Raw genomic sequence first — 19631 nt, 5'->3', positions numbered from 1 at the left:
GGCTGTCCCGGCACTTCCGTCGTCCCCCGCACGACCACGACCGGGCAGGTCGCGTGAAGTGTGACGGTATGACTTACCGAGCCGAGCAACGTCGCGCGGAAGGTTCCCTGGCCGCGCACGCCGACCACGATCAGGTCGGCGTCCTGGGCCTGGTCCAGGATGGCCTGGGCCGGGTTGCCCAGCACGACCACCTGCTGGACGGCTGCCGCCTGCTCCGGCGGGAATGCCTCGCTGACCGTCTCCGCCAGGACCCGGGCGACAGGCTGTTCCAGGTCCAGGTCTTCCGGCAGCTCCGGCATGCCTGCCCAGCCGAATGCTCCGGGCAGCTCCCAGGCCATGACCGCGACGAGCGTCGCGCCGGTCATCCCGGCCTGGCGGCCTGCCCAGCGCAGCGCTTGCAGCGCGGGCGTCGAGCCGTCGACGCCGACCACGATCGTGCCGTTTGCCATCGGGCTCCACGCCTTACGTCTTGCTTCGTCACGTGTCGTGCGGGGCTTCGCGCGGTGTCGCGGAAGTCGGGTGCCCGCCTCTTCGCACCTTAAGCAGGGTGGGGGGTCTTCGCACGACGGTGCGCCGGGCTGCGCCTGGCCCGGACCGGGATGGGTGCTTGCGGCAGGGACGGACGCGGCGGTCCGTCGGGGCCGGGTGCTCGCATCCCTGGGTGAGTGCCGCTTGCTGTGGCCCTGCGACCTCGGCGGCGTCCCGGTCGGGGCGGCGACCCGCCGCCGGTCAGGCGGTGGCGGCTGCGTTGAGGAGGGGGGTGAGTTCTTCGGTGATCGTGGTCAGCGGGGTCGTGGACTCGTGGGCGCGGGCCATCAGGATGGCGCCCTCCAGGGCGGAGATCATCAAGGTGGCCAGGGCGGTGGCGCGGGTGGGGGGGACGCGGAGGGTGGTCAGGGCGTCCGCGAGGGGCGTGGTCCAGGCGGTGAAGGCGGACGCGGTGGCCTCGCGGGCCGAGGGGGTGGAAGCCGTCGAGTCGACGGTGGCGGCGACAACAGGGCAGCCGGTGCCGAAGCCGGTGGACTCGAACTCGTCGATCCATTGCCGGGTCATCGAGGCGAAGAGGGCGCCGGGAGTGGGCTCGGGGAGGTCGGCGAGGTAGCGGGCGACGCGTCTGCCCGCGTACTGGCCGGCCCAGGCGACGGCCTCGTTGACCAGTTGTTCCTTGCCGCCGGGGAAGTAGTGCTGGAGGGAGCCGCGGGGCGCCCCCGCCTGGGCGGCGACGTCGCGCATGCCCGTCGCGCCGACGCCGTCGCGGCGGATGAGCTGGGCCGCGGCGAAGACCATCCGCTCCCGCGGACCGTGTGTGCGGGGTCCAGTCATCGCCGCCTCCTCAGGTCCGGTCCAGCTTATAGACGCCGCTGGGGCCGTCCGCGGAGTGCGCGAGGTGCTCCGCGGGCAGGTGGCGGCCCAGTGCGCCGAGCAGGGCGGACCGGCCGGGCAGTACAGCGGCGCTGACACGGAGGACGCCGCGGTCACGGGCGCGGGCGAGCAGCACGTCGAGCATGGCGCGGCCCACGCCCTGCCGCTGCCAGGCGTCGCCGACGAGGACGCCCAGCTCCGCGACCGGGGAGCCCGGGGGGAGGGCGAGGCTGGCGAGGCCGACCAGCCGCGCCCTGTCAGCGCCGTAGGCCACCACCGCGTCATGGACCTCGGCACGGCCGGCCAGCACATGTGCCAGGTAGTCCGCGGGAAACGCGCGGAGGCGGCCGAAGAAGCGCCGTCTGACGGTGTCCTCGGAGCAGGCGGCGAACAGGCCGTGCAGGGCGGCGGCGTCGGCGGGCCGGACAACCGCGACCTGCCAGCCGTGGAGGGCCGCCGCGGGCATCGGCCGGGGTGGCGCGACCTGCTCTATGACAGTGGTCATAGCGACCAGTATTATGACGACTGTCATAGATCGCAATGCCGTCATCACGGCTACCGCAGGAAAGGACCCGACGGCATGCCGACAGCAGGCTTCCTCGGTCTCGGCGTCATGGGGCAGCCCATGGCCCTCAACCTGGCGCGGCAGATGGCGGACGGGCCGCCGCTGACTGTGTGGAACAGGACACCCGGGAGGAGCGTGCCGCTGCGTGCCGCGGGCGCCCTGGTCGCGGACGCGCCAGGTGACGTGCTGCGTACGAGCGACGTCGTCTTCCTGATGCTGGCCGACGGCCGGGCGATCGACGCCACCCTGGCGCGCGGCACCGCCGCCTTCGCCGGGCACGTCGCAGGCCGGACACTCGTGCACATGGGCACGACCTCGCCCGACTACTCGCGGGCGCTGGCGGCCGACGTCCTGGCCGCGGGCGGCCACTACGTCGAGGCGCCGGTGTCGGGGTCCCGCGGGCCGGCGGAGGCCGGGCAGTTGGTGGCGATGCTGGCCGGGGAGCAGCAGGCGGTGGACACCGTACGGCCGCTGCTGGTTCCCATGTGCCGGGAGGCGTTCGAGTGCGGCCCGGTCCCGAACGCGCTGCTGACGAAGCTGTCGGTGAACCTCTTCCTGATCACCATGGTCACCGGGCTCACCGAGGCCTTCCACTTCGCCGACCGGCACGGTCTCGACCGCGACCGCTTCCTGGCCGTGCTCGACGCCGGGCCGATGGCCAGCGCGGTGTCCCGGATGAAGGCGCCCCTGCTGAGGGACCGCGACTTCGCGGTCCAGGCGGCCGCCCTGGACGTGCTCAAGAACAACCGGCTCATTGCCGAGGCGGCCCGGGAGGCCGGCCTTGCGTCGCCGTTGCTGGACGTCTGCCACGCGCTGTTCGACGAGACCGTGGCACTCGGCCACGGCGGCGCCGACATGGTCGCGGTGCTGCACGCGATCGAGGCCCGCACCGGCGGAGCACGGCCCTCCGGAAAGGCCTAGGCTGCAACCGCCCCACGGGCACGATCAGTTGATACGACCAGCGGACAAGCGGAGGACGAGCGGATGGGTGTGGCGATCCGACAGGCCGGGCAGGACGACAGGCCGGCGGTGAACGCCCTGCTGGACGAGGTCTTCCGGGACGACCCGGTCAGCAGCTGGGTTTTTCCCGACCCGGCCTACCGGCGGCGCAGGCACGGTGCGCTGATGGGCGCCTTCCTCGACACCGCGCTCACCGAGGGCTACGTCGACGTGGCGGTGGACGGCTCGGCGGCGGCGCTGTGGCTGTCGGTGCCGGCCGGCGGCCACCCGGCCGACGAGGACGGTCCCGCGGCCTTCCGCCGGGCCGTCGACCCGACCAACGAACGCGTCGAGACCATCGCCCGGATCCTCGACGCCGCCCACCCCACGGAGCGGGCGCACGAATATCTGATGCTCATCGCGGTGGACTCCGCGGCCCGCAGCCAGGGGCGGGGCACCGAGCTGATCACGTCCGTGCTGGCCCGCTGCGACCGCGAGGGCCGCGCGGCCTATCTGGAGGCCAGTACGGCCCGCAGCCGCGCGCTCTACGCCCGCCTCGGCTTCGTCTCGCCCGGCCGCACCGTCGACCTTCCGGACGGCCCGCAGATGTGGCCGATGTGGCGGGAGCCGATGCCGGTCCGAGAAGTCTGACGGCGCGTCCGGCACCATGCGCCGCGGCGCATGGTGCCGGACGCGCGGCCTCAGGCCAGTGTCTTGCAGAGGTCCTCGTACGGGCCCGCGAGCGCCAGCAACGTTTTGCTGGTCTTCCCCGCCACCGTGCTGATCCTGACCGACATGAAGGTGCTGGCCACGATCCACCGGTTCTGCGGCCGGTCGCCGGTGTGGAAGCCGGCCGACCAGTCGTTGCCGCTGAGGATGTACGAGTCCGGGTCGGGGTACGTGAGCACGCCGCTGCCCGAGATGTCGCGCTGGACGGATCTCCCGGTGGTCAGATTGGTGACCCGCATGATCAGCGGGCCGGTCTCGACCGCGACGACCGGGTTGCCGGCCGCGTCGCTCCAGGTCCTGATGGTCAGATCGCTGACCGGGAAGTCGGCGCGCGAGGGGAAGGCGCACACCACGCCCGCGGCGTAGTCGAACGGCTCCTGCACCGGGTGGGTGACGACAGGTCCCCGCAGACCCGACACGTCCGCCGGCACACCCGGCAGGACCGGGACGCCGTCCGCCGGTGTCGCGGCACTCGCGCCGGCCGGCGCCGCCAGCAGGACGGCGACCGCGCCCACCACCAGGGCCGCGCTCGCGGCCCGCCGCGCGGCCGGTCCCGCGCCAACTGCCGCGCCTCGCGCCCTGTGCCGCGCCCGGCGCCCCGTACTCCGCTGCCGTGTCCTCATCCCACGTCCTCCCGTTCCGTGAAGCGACCGCATGACCGGCTGTGTGGGCGGGGCGCCACCCGGCCGCCCCCCGTACGTCCGGGGCGCCCCACGGACACCACCGTGCCGTGTAGAAAGGACCACGGCGACACGTTTCGGCCCTGGCCGAAGCAAATGGGGGAGCCCGTGCGCATTCACTTCACGCTCACCGACCTGGCCCGCACCCGGCTGGCGGCCCGCCCGAGCCCGCTCGCGGTCACCACTTTCAGCGCCTTCCGCCTGGTGCAGCGGGCCGGCGCACCCGGTCTCGACGGCTGGCGGCGGCAGGTACGGGCGGGCTTGGCAGCGCCTGGTGACGGCGTTGACCGGCCGGCGCCGCAGAAGCCGTACTTCGCGCAGCTCGCCCCTCGCGACCCCGCGCACCCCATCCCGCGCTTCCTGCGCCCGCACATCGGGCTGCGGACCCTGGACGACGAACTGGAGCGGCTGCTGAGCACCCCTCAGCGGGCCCTGCGGGCCGACCTGGACTACGTCGGCAGGCACCGCCCGCTGCCCCGCTGGACCCGGGACCTGGCCGACGGCGACCTTGCCGCGGCGAACGGGCTGGCCGCGGCGGTACGCGACTACCACCGGGTGGCCGTGGCGCCGTACTGGCCCGGGCTGGCCGCGCTGCTCGCCGCCGACCGGGCGGCCCGCACCCGGCAGTTGGGGGACGGCGGCATCGAGGAGGTGCTGCACGCGCTCGGCCCCCGGATGCGCTGGCGGCCCCCGGTGCTCGAGGTGCAGACCCGGGCGGAGGTCGAGTACGACTACCACCTCGGCGGGCGCGGCCTGGTGCTGGCGCCGGGCGCGTTCAGCTCGTACGTGCCCTGCGACCCGGACGAGGAGCAGCCGACGCTCTACTACGAGGTGGCCCCCGACAGCGACCGCCATCCCCTCCTCGCCCCGCTGGGCGGCCCGCACGGGGGTCTGGCCGCGCTGCTCGGGCACAGCAGGGCGGCGGTGCTCGAAGTGATCGCCGACGGTGTGACGACCGGCCAGCTGGCCCGCCGGGTGGGCCTGTCGCCCGCGTCGGCCAGCGAGCACGCCGGCGTCCTGCGGCGGGCAGGTCTTGTCGCCACCCGGCGCAGCGGCCGGTTCAGCCACCACACGCTCACCGCGCTGGGCTCCGAACTGCTGCTGCACGCGGCGGCCTCCAGGTCTCCCGCGCCCTGACGTCCCGGCCCCACCCCGATGAAGGCCCCGGTACATTGCCGCGCCGAGCCCTCACCCGCACCGGCCGCCCGAAAAGTGCGGCACACTGCCGCGGCGCGAGCCGTACGCCCGCCCCCCGCGCCGGATGCCGCGCCCATTCGGCTGACGCGGCTCGCCTCGCACGTGTGTCGGGGTCGCAGACGTGGCTGATCGTCGGATCGTTGGTCCGCACGCGCGCTGTCCGCCCCGGCCGTCGCGCCCGAGGACGGGCACACCGCGGCGCGGGCCCCCACCGATCGCCACCGTCCCCACCGGAGTCCGACATGCGCTTGTTCGCGCGCGGCCTGTCCGCCGCCGCCCTGGTCCTCGCACCGCTGACCGTGGCAGGCACTCCTGCCGTTGCCGCCATCCCGCTCCCCACGCCCGCCACCGCGCTCGCCCCGCTGCGGACGCACGACGACGCCGTCGCCGGGCAGTACATCGTCACCGTGCAGAAGACCCTCGACCCGTCGTCGATCGCCCAGAGCATCGGCCTCAAGCCGTTCTTCACCTACAGCAGGGCCCTGCGCGGCTTCGCCATCACGCTCGACCCGGCGCAGCTCGACACGGTCCGCAGGACGCCGGGCGTCGAGGCCGTGGAGGAGAACGCGTCGGTGACCGCCTACGACCTGGCGGGCACGACCGTCCCCGCGGTCCCCGCGGTCGACGGCGTCGTCAGGGCTGCGGCCGGCACCTGGGGCCTCGACCGGATCGACCAGCGCAATCTGCCGCTCGACGGGCAGTTCACCACCGTCGGCAAGGGCGCGGGCGCGACCGCCTACATCATGGACACCGGCATCGACTTCGGCCACAGCGAATTCGGCGGGCGGGCCGTACCCGGCTTCGACGCGATCGGCGACGGCCGCAACGGACAGGACTGCGCCGGTCACGGCACCCATGTCGCGGGTACGGTCGGCGGCGCCACCTATGGTGTCGCCCCGAAGGCGAACCTGGTCAGCGTCAGGGTGCTGGGCTGCGACGGCAAGGGCAGCTGGGCCGGGATCATCGCCGGCTTCGACTGGGTGGCGAAGAACGCCAAGCAGCCCGCCGTGCTGAACGCGTCGCTGGGCGGCGGCTACTCCCCCGCGGTCAACGACGCGGCCACAGCGCTCGCCGACGCAGGGGTGCTGCCGGTGGTGGCGGCCGGCAACAGCTCCGAGGACGCGTGCGACGTCTCGCCCGCCAGCGCCCCGGGCGCGCTCACCGTCGGGGCGACCGACTCCGCCGACCACCAGACCGACTTCAGCAACTACGGCGCGTGCCTGACGCTCTACGCCCCCGGCCAGGACATCGTCTCGGCCAAGCTCGGCGGCGGCAGCATCGCCTTGGACGGCACCTCGATGGCCAGCCCGCACGCGACCGGTGTCGCGCTGCTCTACAAGGCGGCGAACCCCGCCGCCGGCGCGTCCGACGTGAGCAGCTGGATCGCGAGCCAGGCCACCGCCAACGTGCTCACCGTCAGCGCGGGTTCGCCCAACCGGCTGCTCTACACCGGCGGTCTGTGACCCGTCCCGCCCCACCGGTGAGCCGCCTCGTCCGCACGAGGCGGCTCACCGCCGTTCAGGGACGCCCCGCACCCCGCCGCCATGTACGCCGGATTCACCGTGGCCCGCGCCGGTCGGCGAACCCGCGGACTGGCGGAGGCGAGGACGACCCCGACTGCGGAGTTCAGCGGCCCGCCACGGCCGGGGAGGGGGGCGGCGCGCCCGGGGCGGACCTGCGGTAGCGGCCGGGCGCGACGCCGTACTCGCGTTTGAAGGCCTTGGCGAAGGCGAATTCGGCGCGGTAGCCGACCTGTTCCGCCACCACCCGGAGCGGTGCGTCGCCCGACAGCAGCAGTCGGCCCGCCGCCGTCATACGCCACCAGGTCAGATACGTCAGCGGGGGTGTGCCCACCAGGGCGGTGAAACGCTGTGCGAACGCCGAGCGCGACAGGCCGCCGCAGGCGGCCAGCTCCTCCACCGTCCAGGCGCGGCCCGGGTCGGCGTGGATCCCTTCGAGCGCCGGGCCGACCACCGGGTCGGTCAGCGCTGTCGCCCACCCGGGGCGGGCCAGGCCCTGCGCCTCGGCGGCCGACCTGTCCGCCAGCCAGCCGCGCAGTATGTACAGCAGCAGGGCGTCCACCAAGGCGGGCACGATGCCGTCCCTGCCGGGTCTGCGCTCCTCGAGCTCGGCATTGAGCAGGCCGATCGCCGCGTGCAGCGCCGGGTGCCGCTCGCGGCTCGGCGGCAGGCGCAGAATGTCGGGCAGCTCGGCCATCAGCGGGTGCGGCCGTCCCCGGCCCAGCGGATACGCGCCGCACAGCAGCCGGGTGCGCGGGCCCGGCCCGTCGATGTCGACCCGGCCGATCGTCTCGCCCGGGTCCCAGTCGTGCGGCACGAAGTCGGTCAGCGCGGTCGCCGGGTCGTCCGCGAGGCCCATCGGGCTGCCACGTCGCAGGAACACGGCGTCGCCCGGGCCGAGCCGTACCGCGTCCGCGGCGGGCTCGTCCGCGGCGCCCTCCGGCGGGAGCAGCCAGCACTCGCCCTCCAGGACGACGTGGAAGGTCGCGCCGCCGACCGCGGGAAAGCGCAGCCCCCAGGGGGCGCGGACCTCGGTGCGGGCCGAACGCGTACGGCCGGTGCGCATTGCCGCGAGTGCGTCGGCCAGTACGTCCATGCGTGGGAGTCTACGGCAGCGTCGCCGTCGCGACAGGACGTACGGACATGAATTCCGGATCCTGCGGCATTCATCATCCGGACCGCGGTACATAGTGTCGTCCTCGTCCGGAACACACTTGGGCACACGAGCGAGGGGCTGATGTGATGAACGTGCTGGTGATCGGTGCGACCGGGAAGACCGGACGGCCGGTGGTGGACGCGCTGGTCGCGCGCGGCGCGAAGGTCCGTGCGGGCAGCCGCACACCGGGGTCCGCGACGTCGCCCGGCGTCGAGCCGGTCCGCTTCGACTGGGCCGAACGCGGCACATGGCGCCCGGCGCTGGAAGGGGCGGAGGGGCTTTACGTGGTCGGGCCGGTCGGACAGCCCGAGCCGGAACTGCTCATGCACCAGCTGCTCGCCGACGCCGACGCAATACGGCGGGTGGTGCTGCTCTCCGTGCTCGGCGCGGACCGGCTGCCGCCGCTCGTCCCGATGGCGAGCTGGGAGCACGACGTACGGATGTCGGGGCGGGAGTGGACCGTGCTGCGGCCCAACTGGTTCCAGCAGAATTTCGGCGCGGGATTCGCCGGGCCGCTGCGGGAGCGGGGCGTGCTGGAGCTTCCGGCCGGGGACGCGGCCGTGAGCTTCGTCGACACCAGGGATGTCGGGGAGGCCGCCGCGGTTGCCCTCACGTCGGGCGGACACGGCGGCCAGGTCTACGACCTGACGGGTCCTGAGGCGCTCACCCACGAGGAGGCGCTGGGCGTGCTCGGCGCCGCCGCCGGGCGCGAGCTGCGGTACGTGCCGCTCGACCCTGACGACTTCGCGGCGGGGCTTCGCGGGCGCGGGCTTCCCGAGCGGGTGGTGGAGTGGCAGGTGGCGCTTTTCCGCTATATGCGGGGCGGGGGGAATGCGGTGGTCACCTCGGCGGTGCCGGATCTTGTCGGGCGGGGCGCCCGGGGCCTTTCCGCTTACGCGGAGTCGTTGCGGGGTGCGCTTCCATTGTGACAGCGGACGGCGGGGGCGGTGGGTCGTGGCTGGACGCGCACTTCCTCGTACTCGCCGGGGCGGTGCGACGTGGCTGGACGGGCACTTCCTCGTACTCGCCGGGGCGGAGTGGCACTTGCTGGTACGCGTCTGTCCGCGGCGGATCGTGGCCTGTCGCGCAGTTCCCCGCGCCCCCAGGTGAAAGCCCCTTGCGGTGCGTTGCTCACCTGCGGCGCCTCGTGGCTGAGCGCGCAGTTCCCCGCGCCCGCCCGGGGGCACCGCAAGGGGCGGTGGCTCAGAGCAAACCGTGGCGCATTGCCGAGGTCACCGCTGCCGTGCGGTCCGTGACCGCCAGCTTGGTGAAGGTGCGGAGCAGATGGGTCTTGACCGTGGACTCGCCGATGAAGAGGCGGCGGCCGATCTCCGCGTTGGTGCAGCCCTCGGCGACCAGGCGGAGGACCGCGGTCTCGCGGTCGGACAGGTGGGGGCGTTCTGGACGGACGCGGAGGCGGTCGACGAGGCGGGCCGCGACGGTCGGGGCGAGGACCGTCTCCCCGCGGGCGGCGGCCCGCACGGCGTCGGCGAGTTCACCGCGGGCGAGGTCCTTGAGGAGGTAGCCGGCCGCGCCCGCCTCGACGGCGCGCAGGATGTCGCCGTCGGTCTCGTACGTGGTGAGCACGATGACCCGGCACGGCAGCCCGGCAGCGGTCATGCGCAGGGTCGACTCGACGCCGCCGCCGTCCGGCATCCGCAGGTCCATCAGCACGATGTCGGGCCGCAGCGCGGCGGCCAGCGCCTCGGCCTGCGGGCCGCTGGAGGCCTCACCGACGACGTCGAGGTCGGCCTCCGCGTCGAGCATCGCGCGGAGGCCTTCGCGGACCACCGGGTGGTCGTCGGCGAGCAGGATGCGGATCACGGGGTGCTCCTCCGGGCGGCCGCGAGCGGCAGGGTGACGGTGATCGCGGTGCCGCGGCCCGGCGCGCTGTCGACGGTGGCGGTGCCGCCCATCTCGGCCGCCCTGGCGCGCAGCCCGGGCAGTCCGTAGCCGGTGCCCCGCGGCCCGGCGGGGTCGAAGCCGCAGCCGGTGTCGCGTACGGCGACCCGCAGGGTGTCCTCGGCATAGCGCAGGTCGAGGGCGACGGGGACGGCCTCGCCCGCGTGGCGGCGGGCATTGGCCAGGGCTTCCTGGCAGCTGCGCAGGACGACGACCTCGACGGCCGCGGGCAGGGCGCGTACGGCCCCTGCGATGTCGACGGTGGCGGGCGCGCCGGTCTGTTCTGTGTGCCGGGCGGCGAGGCGGCGCAAAGCGTCGGGCAGGGAGCCGCCGTCGAGGCCCGCGGGGGCGTTGCCGGCGACGAGGGCACGGGCCTCCGCCAGGTTCTCCCGCGCGGTGCCCGCCATGAGCGCGAGGTGGCGGCGGGCCCGCGCCGGGTCGGTGTCGAGTTCGGTCTCGACGGCCTGGACCAGCATCAGGACGCTGGTGAAGCCCTGCGCGAGGGTGTCGTGGATCTCACGGGAGAGCCGCTCGCGTTCGGCGAGGGCGCCGCTCTCCGCGGACAGGCGGGCGACTTCGCCGCGGCTGGCGTCCAGCTCGGCGACGAGGTCGGCCCGTTCCGTGCTCTGCTCGATGATGCGGATGATCCAGCTGCCGATCACCGCGGAGAAGGCGAGGGTGACGACCGCGAAGACGGAGTTGTAGTAGAGGTCGTGGGTGTCGGGCCGCCAGACCAGCGCCCAGGCCGCGACCGGCGTGATGTTGATGACGGCGACGGCGGTGAGCGCGCCCCGCACCCGTAGCAGCATGAAGCACTGGGGTACGAGGGCGAAGGTCGCCAGCCGGGTCTCGCCGACGAGTGCCGCGGGCGGCAGGAACAGCACGACCAGGCCGGTCAGATACCGTACGGCCGCCCCGGAGCCGGTGGCCTGCGCGACCAGCAGCGGACGGCCGGCCCCCACGTACCAGAGCACCGGCAGGCAGAACAGGCAGGCGGCGAGGACGCGTACGCGGAGCCCGGGGCTTTCCGCGGCGAGCGCGAAGAGGACGGTGGCCACCGACACGACCGCGAAGTACAGGTCCCACGGCAGGAACGAGCGCTCCCAGACGTGCCCGCCGCGAGGTCCCGCGGCGGGCAGCGGTGGGCCGGTCAGCCGTCGTTGCGGCTCTTCCAGCGGAAGGTCAGCAGACACAGCACCAATCCTCCGATGCACCAGGCGCCCAGTACCAGCGCGATACATCCGTACTCCCAACTGCCCGCCGGTTCCAGCGCGGCGGCGGCCTCCGGCAGGAACACCCCGCGCAGGCCCTGGCACATCCACTTGAGCGGGAAGAACGAGCCGATGGTCAGCATCCAGTCGGGCACGGTGTCGATGAGGATGTACACCCCGGAGATGAACTGGAGCACCAGGAAGGGGAGTACGACCACCGAGGTGGCGCTCTTGCCGGACTTCGGCACACTGCTGATCGCGATGCCGAGCAGCGCGCAGCCGGTGATGCCGAGCACGAAGATCCAGCCGAAGGTGAGCCAGCCGGCCGCGTCGGAGGGCAGGTCGACGTCGTAGACGGCGGTGCCGAAGACCAGCAGCGCGGCCGTCTCCAGCAGTCCGGTGACCAGCACCAGCCAGATCTTGCCGAGGAAGTACGCGGCCGGCGGCATCGGGGTGCCGCGCAGCCGGCGCAGCACCTTGTCGTCGCGCTCGATCGCGATGGAGATGCCCAGCGACTGGAAGCTGGTGGACATGATGCCGGCCGCGATCATCGACGCCACGTAGTACTGCGACGCGGTGGAGCCGGAGTCCGCCATGTCGTCGTGGAAGATCGAGGCGAAGAGGAAGAGGAAGACGATGGGGAAGGCGAAGGTGAAGATCACCTGTTCGCGCAGCCGGAAGAACAGCCTGATCTCCATCGCCCCGCGCAGCAGGCCGAGTCGCCACGCCCCGGGCAGCCGCGGGGTGCGCTGGCCCTTCACCCGGGTGGGCGCCGTCGCGGCGGTGGTGCCGGCCATCACAGGTCCTCCGATCCGATGAGCCGCAGGTAGATGTCCTCCAGCGTGGGCCGGGTGACCCGGAGTTCGGGGATCTCACCGTCGAAGCGGCGGGTCAGCTCCGCGACCGTACGGGTCGGGGTGTCGGTCTCCTCGCTGCGTGCGGTGCCGTCGGGATCCGCCCAGTGCACGGTCGCTCCGGCCCGTGCGCGCCCGGCCAGCGAACCGGGTTCGCCCTCCGCGACGACCTTGCCGGCCGCGATCACGGCGAGCCGGTCGGTCAGCGCCTCGGCCTCGTCCAGGTAGTGGGTGGTGAGGATGATCGTGGTGCCCTCGTCGGCAAGGCTGCGGATCAGCGACCAGAACCGCCGCCTGGCCGCCGGGTCGAAGCCGGTCGTCGGCTCGTCGAGCAGCAGCAGTTCGGGACCGCCGATCACGCCGAGCGCCACGTCGAGCCGCCTGCGCTGCCCGCCGGACAGCGACTTGGTGCGGCTGTCCGCCTTCCCGGTCAGGCCCACCAGCTCGATGACCTCGGCGGGGTCGCGCGGCGCGGGGTAGTAGCGCGCGAAGTGCCGTACGGTCTCGGCCACGGTCAGTTCGGCCGCCGCGGACTCGTCCTGCCACACGATCCCGACCCTGGCCTGCCAGGCGCGGTCGGCCCGGCCCGGGTCCTGCCCCAGTACGGCCACCTCGCCGCTGTCGCGCCGCCGGTGGCCCTGGAGGATCTCCACGGTCGTGCTCTTGCCGGCGCCGTTCGGCCCCAGGATGCCGAAGACCTCACCGCGCCTGATGCCGAGGTCCACCCCGTCGACCGCGTCGACCTCGCCGTACCTCTTGCGCAGCCCGCGCACTTTCACCACGTCGTCCGTCATGAAACCCACGATCCCGCGGGCGTCCCGGCGCCGGGAACGGCCGTACGGCCACACTCCCGTCCACCGATCGGTGGACGCCCGTCCCGTCACGACAGCTCACCGTACGTGACCGGTGCGGGGACAGTGCTCGCGTGGCGGGGGCGGCGGGCCGGGGTCACGATGGAGGCATCGGAGGGCGGTGAGCCCATGCGTGAACAGGACAAGGCCCCGGGGCCGGCGGCGGGTGGTCCGCGGCGCGACCCCGCGCAGCGAGCGGCGGACGGCAAGGCGGCACGCCGTCGCGTACCGCGGTCCGCGCAAGCCCGCTTCGAGCCGGGCAAGAAGCGCTTCGACCCGGTCGAGCTGCTGGAACAGCAGTCCGCCGACCGGGTGCGGGAACTCGTGCCGATCCGCTACGGACGCATGCTGGAGTCGCCCTTCCGCTTCTACCGGGGCGCCGCGGGCATCATGGCCGCGGACCTCGGCCAGGCGCCGCACACCGGGCTCACCACCCAGTTGTGCGGGGACGCGCACCTGCTGAACTTCCGGCTGCTCGCCTCCCCCGAGCGCCGCCTCGTCTTCGACATCAACGACTTCGACGAGACGCTGCCAGGCCCGTTCGAGTGGGACCTCAAACGCCTCGCGACCAGCCTGGAGATCGCCGCCCGCGCCCGCGGCCTCGACGCCCGGCGGCGCACCGCGATCGTCCGCGGGGCGGTCGAGGCGTACCGCGAGCGGATGCGGCTCTTCGCCGGCATGGGCACCCTCGACGTCTGGTACGCGCAGGACGACGCCGACCAGCTCGCGGCGCTGCTGCCCGCCGAGCAACCGGACAGGACCGTCAGGCGCCGGACGGCCAAGGCGCTGGCGAAAGCCCGCACCAGGACCACCGCGCAGGCCTTCGACAAGCTGACCACCGTGGTCGACGGGCGGCGCAGGATCGCCTCGGACCCGCCGCTGATCACCCCGCTGCGCGAGCTGCTTCCGGACGACCAGCGCGTCGAACTGGAGTCGAAGCTGCGTGAGTTGCTGCGCAACTACAGCGACAGCCTGTCGGCGGAGCGGCGGATGCTGCTGAGCCGCTTCCAAGTGGTGGACATGGCGCGCAAGGTCGTGGGCGTGGGCAGCGTCGGCACCCGGTGCTGGGTGATCCTCGCCATCGGCCGCGACGACCAGGACCCGCTGCTGTTGCAGGCCAAGGAGGCGGGGCCCTCGGTCCTCGCCCCCTACGCCGGCGCCGCCGTCCACGACAACCAGGGCCAACGCGTCGTCGCCGGACAGCGGTTGATGCAGTCCGCCGGGGACATTCTGCTCGGCTGGGAACGCGTCATCGGCATCGACGGGCAGCAACGCGACTTCTACATAAGGCAGTTGCGCGACTGGAAGGGAATCGCGCAGCCCGACACCATGTCCCCGACGATGCTGCGGCTCTTCGCCCGGGTCTGCGGCGCCTCCCTGGCCCGCGCGCACGCCCGCTCCGGCGACCCCATCGCGCTCGCGGCATACGCGGGCGGCGGGGACGCGCTCGACCGCGCCCTCGCCGAATTCGCCGAGGCCTACGCCGACCGCAACGCCTTCGACCACCAGGCCCTCGCCACCGCGGCGGCGGACGGCCGCGTCCCCGTCGCTCCCTCTCCCGGCTGAACCGGAGGCCCGTCATGAGCAACACCGTCTACCTCGCCTACGACTACCCTGTCCTGGGTGCCTTCTGGACCGCGATGTGGGTCTTCCTGTGGGTGCTGTGGGTCTTCCTGCTCTTCCGGATCGTCGTCGACCTCTTCCGCGACGACTCGATGAGCGGCTGGGTCAAGGCCGCCTGGCTGCTGTTCGTCCTGGTGCTGCCCTTCCTGGGCGTCTTCGTCTACGTCTGTGTGCGCGGCGCCGGCATGGGGCGGCGGGAGGCGCAGCACTCGAAGGCGCATCAGCAGGACATCGATGAGTACATTCGCAAGACCGCCGGTTCTGGGGCGGGGGGTTCGGGCGGCCCTGGCGGCTCGGGGAGTTCGGCCGACGAGTTGGCCAAGCTGGCCGAGATGAAGACCGCGGGGCACCTCTCCGAGCAGGAGTTCCAGCGGGCGAAGGAGAAGATCCTCGGCTGAGAGCCCGCCCGTCTCCCCGGGTACGCCCCGGTGGGCGGCCGGTCGCGCGGTTCCTCGCGCTCCCGGGCGGGTGCCACGTGCGGTGGCGGTCGCGGTGCCGCTGAGTTGTGGTTGCGCGCGGTTCCTCGCGTCCCTGGGATGGCGCCCCCTCGGGGGAGGAAGGCGGCGGCTAGTAGACGTCGCGGACGTATCGTTTCTCCGCGGCGAGTTGCTTGACGTACGCCGTCGCCGCGTCGGGCGGCAGCCCGCCGTGTGCGGTGGCGATGTCGCGCAGCGCCCGGTCGACGTCCTTCGCCATGCGGGCGGCGTCACCGCAGACGTAGAAGTGCGCGCCGTCCTGGAGCCAGGACCACAGCAGCGGGCCGTGCTCGCGCATCCGGTCCTGGACGTAGACCTTGGCCCGCTGGTCGCGGGAGAAGGCGGTGTCGAGGCGGGTGAGGGTGCCGTCGGCGAGGCGGGCGGCGAGGTCGTCCTCGTAGTAGAAGTCGGTGGCCCGGTGCTGCTCGCCGAAGAAGAGCCAGTTCGGGCCGCGGTGGCCGCGGGCGCGGCGCTCGTCGAGGAAGCCGACGAAGGGGGCCACGCCGGTGCCGGGGCCGACCATGATCATGGGGGTGGCGGGGTCGGCGGGCGGCCGGAAGTCCGGGGAGCGCCGGACGTGCACGGGCACGGTCGTACCCGGCTCGGCGTCGGCGAGGAAGGGCGTGCAGACGCCGCCGCGCGGCCGGCCGTCGGGGTTGTCGTAGCGGACGACGGAGACGGTCAGCGAGATCCGCCGCGGGTCGGTGAGCGGGCTGGACGATATGGAGTACAGCCGCGGCTGGAGCTTCTTGAGCACCCCGGTCCACTCGTCCGCGCCGGCCCGGACGGCGTGTTCCGCGATGACGTCCACCGCGTGCCTGCTCCATGACCACCGGGCGAGTTCGTCCTTGTTGTCGGGCCGCAGCAGCTTCCTGAGCGCCCGGTCGTGCGTGCGGTCGGCGATGAAGCGCAGCAGGTCGGGGGTGATCCTGGTGATCTCCAGGTACTGGCGCAGCGCTTCGCCCAGCGGGACGTCGCCGATACCGGGGACGGTGACGCCGGTGTACGGGTCGAGACCGGTCACGGCGAGCCATTCGGCCACCAGAGCGGGGGAGTTGACGGGCAGGACGCCGAGCGCGTCGCCGGCCTCGTAGGGCAGCGGGACGGCGCTGTCGCGGGTGTCGAAGGTGAAGCGGCGGACTTCCTTGGCGGCGCCCGGCCGTCCGAGCAGCCGGTTGCCGGTGAGCCGGGCGGTGCCGCCTGCGGGCCGCCGTACGGGCCCGGCGGGCGCGGGGACCGGGGCGTTCGGCGCGGCGGCTTCGGCGGCCTCGGCGGCTTCGGTGGCTTCGGCGGCTTCGGCGGGCGGCTGTGCGGCGGTTTCGGCCGGCGGCGGCTGCGCCAGAGCGCCGAGCACCTGGTCGAGCCAGGCGAGCGCGGACGGTTCGTAGTCGGGCTCGCAGTCCGTACGCGGCGCGAGGCGTACGCCGCCGAGTTCGCCGAGGCGTTCGTCCAACCGGCGTCCGTGGCCGCAGAATTCGGCGTAGGAGGAGTCGCCGAGGGCCAGGACGGCGTAACGGCGGCCGTCGAGCCGCGGGGCGCCCGGCGCGGTGAGGGCGTCCCAGAAGCCGGCGCCGTTGTCGGGGGCCTCGCCGTCGCCGAACGTGCTGGTGATCAGCAGCAGGTCGGCGGTGGCCGGGAGCGCGGCGGGGGAGGCGTCGGCCATGCCGAGCAGCGTGGCCCGGTGGCCGGTGCCGGTGAGGCGCTGGACGGCGGCCGCGGCGAAGCCCTCGGCATTGCCGGTCTGCGACGCCCACAGCACCACCACCTCCCGCCCGGACTGCGGCATTTCGGTGTGCGGTACGGGTTCGAGGGCTGCGGGCAGCCGCGAATACCTGCCTGCCAGTGCCCCGTTGACCCACAGCGCGTGCCCGGGCGTGAGGGGCGCTTGCGGCGGGAGGACGGGCACACCGGTCACGTCCGGGCCGAGGCCTGCCAGGAAGCCGGCCAGATACGTCTGTTCGTGCTCGGCCAGCGAGGGCGGTGCGAGGTCCGGTATGCCGAAGACGTCGCCGGGCGCGGCCTCGGCCGGTACGGCCTCCACCGGTGCGGGCTCGGACGACGCGGTCCCGGCCGACGCGGACTCGACCGGTACGGACTCGGACTGCGTGCTCTCCGCGGGCCCGGGCTCGCTCTGTCCCGCCTCGATCGGCGCGGCGACTCTCGTCAGCGACACCGCGCACACCTTGAACTCCGGCTGGAAGGACACCGGGTCGATCGCGTCGCTGGTGACGGCGTTGACGCTCAGGTACTCGCCGAACAGGTCGTTCCAGTGGAAAGGCGCGAAGCAGCAGCCAGGCAGTACCCGGTCGGTCAGCACCGCGGGCAGCACCGCACGGCCGCGCCGTGAGGCGACCTCCACCGGGTCGCCCTCGGCGATGCCCAGGCCGGCGGCGTCCCGCGGGTGCAGTTCCACGAACGGCCCGGGGTTGAGCCTGTTGAGCTTGGCGACCTTGCCGGTCTTGGTCAGGGTGTGCCACTGGTGCTGCAACCGGCCGGTGTTGAGCACGAAGGGAAAGTCGTCGTCGGGCATCTCGGCGGGCGGCACATGCGGCCTGGGGTGGAAGACGGCCCGCCCGCTCGCGGTCGGGAAGCGCAGCCCGTCGCCCTCGACGTAGCGGATCGGGTTGCGGTCGGGGCCGTCCTCGGTGGGGGCCGGCCACTGCACGGGCGTGTCCCGCAGCCGCTCGTACGTCACGCCCCGCAGGTCGTAGCCGGTGACCGGATTCCAGGCCCGGCGTATCTCGTCGAAGACCTCCTCGGGTCCCGCGTAGTCGAACGCGGCCCCGTAGCCCATCGCGCGCGCCACCTCGGCGATGATCCGCCAGTCGGGCAGCGCCTCGCCGGGCGGGTCGACGGCCTGCCGGGCGAGGGTGAGGTTGCGCTCGCTGTTGATCAGGACGCCCTCGGACTCGGTCCACATCGCGCCGGGCAGCACGATGTCGGCGTAGGCGTTGGTCTCGGTGTCGGCGAACACGTCCTGGGTGACGACGAATTCGGCCGCCTCCAGGCCCTCGATGACGGTACGGCGGTTCGCGACCGACGCCACCGGGTTGGTGCAGATGATCCAGCAGGCCTTGATCTCGCCGTCGGCCATCCGCCGGAACATCTCCACCGTGCCGCGCCCGACGCCGTCCGCCCGCACGGTGCCGGGCGGCAGCCCCCACAAGTCCTCGGCAAAGGCCCGGTCCTCGGCCACCAGCACCGAGCGCTGCCCGGGCAGACCGGGACCCATGTAGCCCATCTCCCGGCCGCCCATGGCGTTCGGCTGGCCGGTGAGCGAGAACGGGCCGCTGCCCGGGCGGCAGATCGCGCCGGTCGCAAGATGCAGGTTGATCAGGGCGTTGGTGTTCCAGGTGCCGTGCGTGGACTGGTTGAGGCCCATCGTCCAGCAACTCGTCCATTCGGCCGCCCCGCCGATCAGGTCGGCGGCCCGCCGCAGGTCGGCCTCGGGTATGCCGGTGATCCCGGCGACGGCCGCCGGCGGGTAGTCGGCGAGGAAGCCCGGCATCGCCTCCCAGCCCTCGGTCCAGCGGGCGATGAAGTCCCGATCGGTACGGCCGTTGGCGTGCAGCAGGTGCAACAGGCCGTTCAGCAGCGCCAGATCGGTGCCGGGGCGGATCTGCAGGAACAGATCCGCCTTCGCGGCCGTCGCATTGCGGCGCGGGTCCACCACGATCAGCTTGGCGCCCGCCTTGACCCGTTCCATCATCCGCAGGAAGAGGATCGGGTGGCAGTCGGCCATGTTCGCGCCGATCACGAGGAAGACGTCGGCGTGGTCGAGGTCCTCGTACGAGCCGGGTGGGCCGTCCGCGCCGAGCGACAGCTTGTAGCCGCTGCCCGCGCTGGCCATGCACAGGCGGGAGTTGGACTCGATCTGGTTGGTGCCGATGAACCCCTTGGCGAGCTTGTTCGCCAGATACTGCGCCTCCAGGCTCAGTTGGCCCGACACGTACAGCGCCACCGCGTCCGGTCCGTGCTCGTCCACGACCGCCCGCAGCCGGCGGCCGGTCTCCGCGATCGCCTCGGCGGCGGGCGACGGTACGGCTTCGGCGCCGCGCTCCTCGCGGACCAGCGCGCTCGCCAGCCGGCCGGGCGCCGCCAGCATGTCCGCGGTCGTCGCGCCCTTCGTGCAGAGCCGGCCGCGGTTGGCCGGGTGCGCCTTGTCGCCGACGGCCTTCAGTACGGTGCGGCGCCCGTCGGGACCGGCTCCGACGTCCAGCAGGAGGCCGCAGCCGACGCCGCAGTACGAGCACACCGTCCGTACCGTCGTCGTCCCCACCTGCGGGTCCTCCCCCCGCGGCCCCCGCGGCCGCACCCGCCCGACGCTACGAACCCGCGATTACGCCGCGGTCACCCCGCGGGCCGCCCGCGGTTACACCCTCTGCACACAGGTTGCCGGATCCCTGTGAGCCGAGCCCCCGCGGGGTTGCTTCTACGATCCCACGGTGGCGCTGCGGGGAAACCGGTCGCGTACTTGCCCGTGCCCCTGAGGGCGGACGCCACCTGCGGTGGCGGCGCCTCTTTCCCACGGTTGTGGCCGGGCGCGCAGTTCTCCGCGCCCTTTTG

General features: G+C 73.4%; 16 protein-coding genes and 1 pseudogene. 7 read left to right on the top strand and 10 right to left on the bottom strand.

Translation table 11 applies throughout. From position 1 onward, the window contains the following. Window positions 1–26: 26 nt before the first annotated feature. From OHA86_RS20135 to OHA86_RS20125, 3 genes and pseudogenes are all read right to left on the bottom strand, one after another. Window positions 27–449 (bottom strand): annotated as a pseudogene (locus tag OHA86_RS20135) (universal stress protein); the annotation flags it as partial. Between the two features lie 280 nt (window positions 450–729). After that, window positions 730–1323, bottom strand: coding sequence for a TetR/AcrR family transcriptional regulator (locus tag OHA86_RS20130; RefSeq protein WP_329177251.1), 594 nt, complete (start codon window positions 1321–1323; stop codon window positions 730–732). 10 nt (window positions 1324–1333) lie between these two features. Continuing rightward, complete coding sequence (locus tag OHA86_RS20125; RefSeq protein ID WP_329177249.1) at window positions 1334–1867, bottom strand: GNAT family N-acetyltransferase; 534 nt, start codon at window positions 1865–1867, stop codon at window positions 1334–1336. Window positions 1868–1942: 75 nt separating this feature from the next. Here OHA86_RS20125 and OHA86_RS20120 point away from each other — a divergent pair, with 75 nt between their 5' ends. Both OHA86_RS20120 and OHA86_RS20115 read left to right on the top strand, forming a co-directional pair. Then, window positions 1943–2848, top strand: a complete 906-nt coding sequence (locus OHA86_RS20120; protein ID WP_329177247.1) for an NAD(P)-dependent oxidoreductase — start codon at window positions 1943–1945, stop codon at window positions 2846–2848. A gap of 63 nt (window positions 2849–2911) precedes the next feature. After that, window positions 2912–3517, top strand: a complete 606-nt coding sequence (locus OHA86_RS20115) for a GNAT family N-acetyltransferase (protein ID WP_329177245.1) — start codon at window positions 2912–2914, stop codon at window positions 3515–3517. A 50-nt stretch (window positions 3518–3567) separates the two neighbouring features. On the opposite strand, the gene OHA86_RS20110 is transcribed toward OHA86_RS20115, so the two are convergent. After that, window positions 3568–4218, bottom strand: a complete 651-nt coding sequence (locus OHA86_RS20110; RefSeq protein ID WP_329177243.1) for a hypothetical protein — start codon at window positions 4216–4218, stop codon at window positions 3568–3570. Between the two features lie 165 nt (window positions 4219–4383). Between OHA86_RS20110 and OHA86_RS20105 the strand changes: the two genes are divergently transcribed. Beyond that, window positions 4384–5412: a winged helix-turn-helix domain-containing protein gene (locus tag OHA86_RS20105; RefSeq protein WP_329177242.1), complete on the top strand. Its 1029-nt coding sequence runs from the start codon at window positions 4384–4386 to the stop codon at window positions 5410–5412. A 302-nt stretch (window positions 5413–5714) separates the two neighbouring features. Then, window positions 5715–6935, top strand: a complete 1221-nt coding sequence (locus OHA86_RS20100) for a S8 family peptidase (RefSeq protein WP_329177241.1) — start codon at window positions 5715–5717, stop codon at window positions 6933–6935. Window positions 6936–7098: 163 nt separating this feature from the next. Here OHA86_RS20100 and OHA86_RS20095 read toward each other — a convergent pair whose 3' ends face one another. Further along, complete coding sequence (locus OHA86_RS20095) at window positions 7099–8088, bottom strand: AraC family transcriptional regulator (protein WP_329177240.1); 990 nt, start codon at window positions 8086–8088, stop codon at window positions 7099–7101. A 146-nt stretch (window positions 8089–8234) separates the two neighbouring features. Between OHA86_RS20095 and OHA86_RS20090 the strand changes: the two genes are divergently transcribed. Then, complete coding sequence (locus OHA86_RS20090) at window positions 8235–9077, top strand: NAD(P)H-binding protein (RefSeq protein ID WP_329177238.1); 843 nt, start codon at window positions 8235–8237, stop codon at window positions 9075–9077. A 274-nt stretch (window positions 9078–9351) separates the two neighbouring features. On the opposite strand, the gene OHA86_RS20085 is transcribed toward OHA86_RS20090, so the two are convergent. From OHA86_RS20085 to OHA86_RS20070, 4 genes are read right to left on the bottom strand one after another with little or no spacing between them, the layout of a single operon-like run. Beyond that, complete coding sequence (locus tag OHA86_RS20085; protein ID WP_329177237.1) at window positions 9352–9972, bottom strand: response regulator transcription factor; 621 nt, start codon at window positions 9970–9972, stop codon at window positions 9352–9354. Next, complete coding sequence (locus OHA86_RS20080; RefSeq protein WP_329177235.1) at window positions 9969–11243, bottom strand: sensor histidine kinase; 1275 nt, start codon at window positions 11241–11243, stop codon at window positions 9969–9971. The genes OHA86_RS20085 and OHA86_RS20080 overlap by 4 nt, the downstream gene beginning before the upstream one ends. Further along, window positions 11201–12058 carry an ABC transporter permease gene (locus tag OHA86_RS20075; protein ID WP_329177233.1) on the bottom strand — a complete coding sequence of 286 codons (858 nt, stop codon included), beginning with the start codon at window positions 12056–12058 and terminating at the stop codon, window positions 11201–11203. The genes OHA86_RS20080 and OHA86_RS20075 overlap by 43 nt, the downstream gene beginning before the upstream one ends. Next, a complete protein-coding gene (locus OHA86_RS20070; protein ID WP_329177231.1) occupies window positions 12058–12909 on the bottom strand; it encodes an ABC transporter ATP-binding protein in 852 nt (283 codons plus the stop codon). The genes OHA86_RS20075 and OHA86_RS20070 overlap by 1 nt, the downstream gene beginning before the upstream one ends. 186 nt (window positions 12910–13095) lie before the next feature. Between OHA86_RS20070 and OHA86_RS20065 the strand changes: the two genes are divergently transcribed. Then, window positions 13096–14532, top strand: coding sequence for a DUF2252 domain-containing protein (locus OHA86_RS20065; protein WP_329177230.1), 1437 nt, complete (start codon window positions 13096–13098; stop codon window positions 14530–14532). 14 nt (window positions 14533–14546) lie between these two features. Beyond that, window positions 14547–14987, top strand: coding sequence for an SHOCT domain-containing protein (locus OHA86_RS20060; protein ID WP_329177228.1), 441 nt, complete (start codon window positions 14547–14549; stop codon window positions 14985–14987). Window positions 14988–15156: 169 nt separating this feature from the next. On the opposite strand, the gene OHA86_RS20055 is transcribed toward OHA86_RS20060, so the two are convergent. Then, a complete protein-coding gene (locus OHA86_RS20055) occupies window positions 15157–19344 on the bottom strand; it encodes a bifunctional nitrate reductase/sulfite reductase flavoprotein subunit alpha (protein ID WP_329177226.1) in 4188 nt (1395 codons plus the stop codon). Window positions 19345–19631 lie beyond the last annotated feature (287 nt).

Origin of the sequence: Streptomyces sp. NBC_01477, from assembly GCF_036227245.1 — a bacterium.
GTDB lineage: Bacteria > Actinomycetota > Actinomycetes > Streptomycetales > Streptomycetaceae > Actinacidiphila.
Note: the sequence above shows the minus strand (reverse complement) of the source record. Positions and strands in the feature narration are given on the sequence as shown.

Coding starts and splice junctions, on each gene's coding strand:
- OHA86_RS20060 (WP_329177228.1), top strand. CDS start 14,547: ATGAGCAACACCGTCTACCTCGCCTACGACTACCCTGTCCTGGGTGCC.
- OHA86_RS20065 (WP_329177230.1), top strand. CDS start 13,096: ATGCGTGAACAGGACAAGGCCCCGGGGCCGGCGGCGGGTGGTCCGCGG.
- OHA86_RS20100 (WP_329177241.1), top strand. CDS start 5,715: ATGCGCTTGTTCGCGCGCGGCCTGTCCGCCGCCGCCCTGGTCCTCGCA.
- OHA86_RS20125 (WP_329177249.1), bottom strand. CDS start 1,867: ATGACCACTGTCATAGAGCAGGTCGCGCCACCCCGGCCGATGCCCGCG.
- OHA86_RS20115 (WP_329177245.1), top strand. CDS start 2,912: ATGGGTGTGGCGATCCGACAGGCCGGGCAGGACGACAGGCCGGCGGTG.
- OHA86_RS20130 (WP_329177251.1), bottom strand. CDS start 1,323: ATGACTGGACCCCGCACACACGGTCCGCGGGAGCGGATGGTCTTCGCC.
- OHA86_RS20070 (WP_329177231.1), bottom strand. CDS start 12,909: ATGACGGACGACGTGGTGAAAGTGCGCGGGCTGCGCAAGAGGTACGGC.
- OHA86_RS20110 (WP_329177243.1), bottom strand. CDS start 4,218: ATGAGGACACGGCAGCGGAGTACGGGGCGCCGGGCGCGGCACAGGGCG.
- OHA86_RS20120 (WP_329177247.1), top strand. CDS start 1,943: ATGCCGACAGCAGGCTTCCTCGGTCTCGGCGTCATGGGGCAGCCCATG.
- OHA86_RS20075 (WP_329177233.1), bottom strand. CDS start 12,058: ATGGCCGGCACCACCGCCGCGACGGCGCCCACCCGGGTGAAGGGCCAG.
- OHA86_RS20090 (WP_329177238.1), top strand. CDS start 8,235: ATGAACGTGCTGGTGATCGGTGCGACCGGGAAGACCGGACGGCCGGTG.
- OHA86_RS20095 (WP_329177240.1), bottom strand. CDS start 8,088: ATGGACGTACTGGCCGACGCACTCGCGGCAATGCGCACCGGCCGTACG.